Source organism: Coprococcus sp. ART55/1, from assembly GCF_000210595.1.
GTDB lineage: Bacteria > Bacillota > Clostridia > Lachnospirales > Lachnospiraceae > Coprococcus > Coprococcus aceti.
Window position 1 is genome coordinate 2719196 of sequence record NC_021018.1, and the last position, 4300, is coordinate 2723495.

The 4300-nt window shown below is 44.5% G+C and carries 4 protein-coding genes; all 4 read left to right on the forward strand.

Annotated features, from left to right (window positions below):
* The coding region (locus CCU_RS12215) for a S1 RNA-binding domain-containing protein (protein WP_208896235.1) at positions 1 to 269 on the forward strand (269 nt) is incomplete at its 5' end.
* A 158-nt stretch (positions 270 to 427) separates the two neighbouring features.
* Entirely contained in the window at positions 428 to 2830 is a 2403-nt protein-coding gene (locus CCU_RS12220; RefSeq protein ID WP_015534880.1) for a GH36-type glycosyl hydrolase domain-containing protein, read from the forward strand.
* A 112-nt stretch (positions 2831 to 2942) separates the two neighbouring features.
* A complete protein-coding gene (locus CCU_RS12225) occupies positions 2943 to 3599 on the forward strand; it encodes a ClpP family protease (protein ID WP_022216527.1) in 657 nt (218 codons plus the stop codon).
* A gap of 59 nt (positions 3600 to 3658) precedes the next feature.
* On the forward strand, positions 3659 to 4300 hold a 642-nt coding region (locus tag CCU_RS12230; protein WP_208896236.1), incomplete at its 3' end, for an undecaprenyl-diphosphate phosphatase.

A 4300-nucleotide genomic window follows, 5' to 3' on the forward strand; every position in this document is an offset into this window, starting at 1 on the left:
ACAAGGCTATCGAGATGATCAACATGATCGTAGAGCCTCTTGAGGTTGGCAAGAACTACCATGGTAAGGTTGTAAAAGTTATCGACTGTGGAGCTATCGTATCGCTTGCACCTAACAAGGATGGACTCATCCACATCTCAAAGCTTTCAGACAAGAGAGTTGCAAAGGTTGAGGATGTTGTAAATGTAGGTGATGAGGTTGACGTTAAGGTCATCAAGATCGACGAGAGAGCAGGAAGAATAAGCCTGAGTCTCAAGGATGTACAGTAAATAACAGTTCTGAGCTAAACTATAATAAGGATATTTTTTATAAGGGTAAATTTGATGTCTCGAAGCCGGTCTGTCATATGGCCGGTTCCGGGGCATTGTAGTAAATAAAGGCATACATAAACAAACTAAAAAATAAATGCAGATTTAAGGGGGAACATATGAGATACGGTTATTTTGACGAACAGAACAAAGAGTATGTAATTGACAGACCAGACACCCCGGCACCTTGGGCAAACTACCTTGGTTCACCGGAATACGGAGCTATAATCTCCAACAACGCAGGAGGCTACAGCTTTGAGAAGTCAGGAGCAAACGGAAGAATACTGAGATACATATTTAACAGCTTTGATCAGCCTGGAAGATATGTATATCTTCGCGATGATGACACAAAGGATTACTGGTCAGCATCATGGCAGCCGGTAGGCAAGAGTCTTGATGTGTATAAGAGTGAATGTCACCATGGAACGGCATATACAAAGATGTATGCAGATTATTCTGATATCAAGTCAGAGGTGATGTATTATGTTCCACTTAACAAGACACATGAAGTGTGGAAGGTGAGAGTTACCAACAACTCTGATAAGCCTCGTAACCTTTCAGCTATCGGATACTGTGAGTTTACAAATGACTGCAATTATGAGCAGGATCAGGTAAATCTCCAGTATACACTGTTCATAACCAGAACATATTTCATGGACAACAACAAGATCCTTCAGGTCATCAATGAGAATGTTGAGAAGGCTGAGATCAATGGAAGTAAGGCAAACAAAAGATTCTTTGCACTTGCCGGAAGTGATGTTGCATCATACTGTGGTGACAAGGAGGAGTTCCTTGGAAGATATCACGGCTACGGCAATCCGATCGGAGTTATAAATGGAGATCTTGGCAACAAGCTCAACTACAACAGCAATGCCTGCGGTGGACTCCAGACAAAATTCACACTTGCTCCGGGCGAGTCAAAGGATTTTGCATTCATAGTCGGAATGAAGGACAATGACGCTGCAAATGCTGTCATAGCCGGATACGCAGATCCTGCCGCAGCATGTCAGAAGGAGCTTGACGAGCTGATCGAGTATTGGCATTCAAAGCTCAACAACTTCCAGGTGCACACACCTAGTGATTCATTCAACAACATGGTAAATACATGGAATGCATACCAGTGTTTCATGACATTCATATGGTCAAGAGCTGCATCATTCTCATACTGTGGTCTGAGAAACGGATATGGATACAGAGATACAGTTCAGGATATCCAGGGCGTTATCCACCTTGCACCTGAGATGGCTCTTGAGAAGATCAGATTCATGCTGTCAGCACAGGTTGACAACGGCGGTGGACTTCCACTTGTAAAGTTCACACATAACGCAGGTCATGAGGATACACCGGATGATCCATCATATGTACAGGAGACAGGACATCCTGCATACCGTGCAGACGACGCACTTTGGCTGTTCCCAACTGTATATAAGTATATTGCTGAGTCAGGCAACCTTGACTTCATAGACGAGGTTATTCCATTTGCCAACAAGGATGAGGGTACAGTTTATGAGCATCTTAAGAGAGCGATAGATTTCTCCATGAACAGACTTGGAGATAATGGTATGCCGGCAGGACTCTGGGCAGACTGGAATGACTGTCTGAGACTTGGAAAGAGAGGCGAGTCAACATTTGTTGCAATGCAGCTCTACTATGCGATGACAGTTATCAAGTATTTTGCTGAGATGAAGGATGATGCAGAGTACATAGATTACATCAACAGCATTCAGTACAAGATGGGTGAGACCATTCAGGAGAAGTGCTGGGAGGATGACAGATTCATCCGTGGATACAAGGAAGGCGGACAGGTCATCGGTTCAAAGAATGATCCTGAGGCAAGCATGTGGCTGAATCCTCAGTCATGGGCAGTTATAAGCGGACTTGCCACAAGAAAGCAGTCTGAGATCGCCCTTGAGTCTGTTCACAGGGAGCTTAACACAGAGTACGGTGTGAGACTTATGTTCCCACCATACAGAGAGCATGCATTTGACGGAGCACTCATGCTTCTGTTCAATGCAGGAACAAAGGAGAATGCGGGTATATTCTCACAGCCACAGGGCTGGATAATACTTGCCGAGGCGCTCATGGGACATGGAAACAGAGCGTTTGAGTATTTCAACGAGAGCTCTCCTGCATCCATGAATGATAAGGCAGAGATCAGAAAGCTTGAGCCATACTGCCATGGACAGTTCACAGAGTCTGTTGGAAGTCCATTTGAGGGTCGCGCTCATGTACACTGGCTTACAGGTACAGCATCCACATGTATGGTTGGCTGCGTTGAGGGTATCATGGGTATGAGACCAGACTTTGGCGGAATCAAGATCGCGCCTTCAGTCCCATCAGACTGGAAGGAGTTTGAGATCGAGAAGATGTTCAGGGGTAAGAAGCTCTCAATCAAGGTTCAGAATCCTGATGGACATGAGAGCGGTTTCCAGAGCCTCACATTAAATGGTGAGAAACTTGAGGCCAATTATATCCCTGCTGACAAGCTTGCTGATACAAACGATATCGTGCTTGTAATGTAATGAATATAAATACATTATTTATACCATATTAAGTTAAGAAGGGCTCAGCCCTTCTTAATTTTTGCCCTGATGCGGAATGAGTGGATTGGGGTTGGAAGGTGGTGCAGGCGAAGTGGAATCGGTATCGATCGCTGAGAGGTTAAAACTCACTGACAACATACATGTTATGGATGTTCCAGGTGGAGGTTATATCCTGTTATGTGGAATATATGGAGAGATTGAGGGGCATGACAAGCTTCCTGCCGGTATGAAGAGTACAAGCTACGAGAAGCTGCTTCCGGTGATAGCCCAGGCAGAAAACTGCGGAGATGTAAAGGGAGTCTTGACTCTGATAAATACGGTCGGAGGCGATGTTGAGTCCGGACTTGCCATATCTGAGATGTTGTCCAGCCTGTCAAAGCCGGTCGTCAATATCGTGCTTGGCGGCGGACATTCCATAGGAGTTCCTCTGGCGGTGTCGGGAAATGTGTCTTTTATAGTGCCGACCGCAACGATGATAGTTCATCCAATAAGGACAAATACGGCGGTGCTTGGAGTTAAGCAGAACTTTGAATATATAGAGAAGATGCAGGAGCGGATCATACAGTTCACAGTGGATCACTCATCTATAGACAGGAAAGAACTGGAGAAACTTATGTTTAACACGACAGAGCTGACCAAGGATGTGGGCTCGGTTCTGATAGGAAAACAGGCTGTCGAAAAAAGGGTTATAGACAGGATCGGTGGTATGTCGGCGGCTTTAAAAACGCTGTATGACTTGATTAATTAAGAAAATGATAGTAAAATTCCATAGGATATTGTATAAACATCGATCAAGGGAGGTTGGTCATGAGCTTATTACAGGCAATTTTGATGGGAATAATACAGGGAGCTACAGAATTTCTTCCAGTCAGCAGTTCGGGACATCTGGCTATTTTCAAGAATATTTTTGGAGTGGAGACCGATACGGGTATATTATTTGACATACTGCTCCATTTTGGCACGCTGGTTGCCATATTTATAGTCTACTGGGCAGATATAAAGAAGCTTGTTATAGAGGGACTCAAGATAGTTGGAGACTGCTGTGTCAATCTGGTAAATTTCATAAAGAACAAGACCTCGAAGGAGGAACAGATATATCCGTATAGGAAGATCGTGTGTACGGCATACAGAAAGTTTGTTATGCTCATACTCGTGTCAACTCTTACGACGACGGTGATCGCAGTCCCATTTGACAAAGCTATAGGACATGCGGGAGATACACTTTTGATACCGGGTATCTGTCTGTGTATAACATCTGTTATCCTGTATTTTGCGGACAGACTGCCGGTTGGTAAGAAGAGTGCGGCAAAGGCTACATACAGAAACGCCATATTTGTAGGTCTGGTACAGGCTGTTGCTACGCTTCCGGGAATATCAAGATCCGGAAGTACGATAACTGCAGGTCTGGCATGCGGCTACACAAGAAAATTCACGGTAAAGTATTCATTA

Bases quoted from the DNA above. Each gene is read 5' to 3' on its own strand.
- CCU_RS12220 (WP_015534880.1), top strand. From the start codon at position 428: ATGAGATACGGTTATTTTGACGAACAGAACAAAGAGTATGTAATTGAC.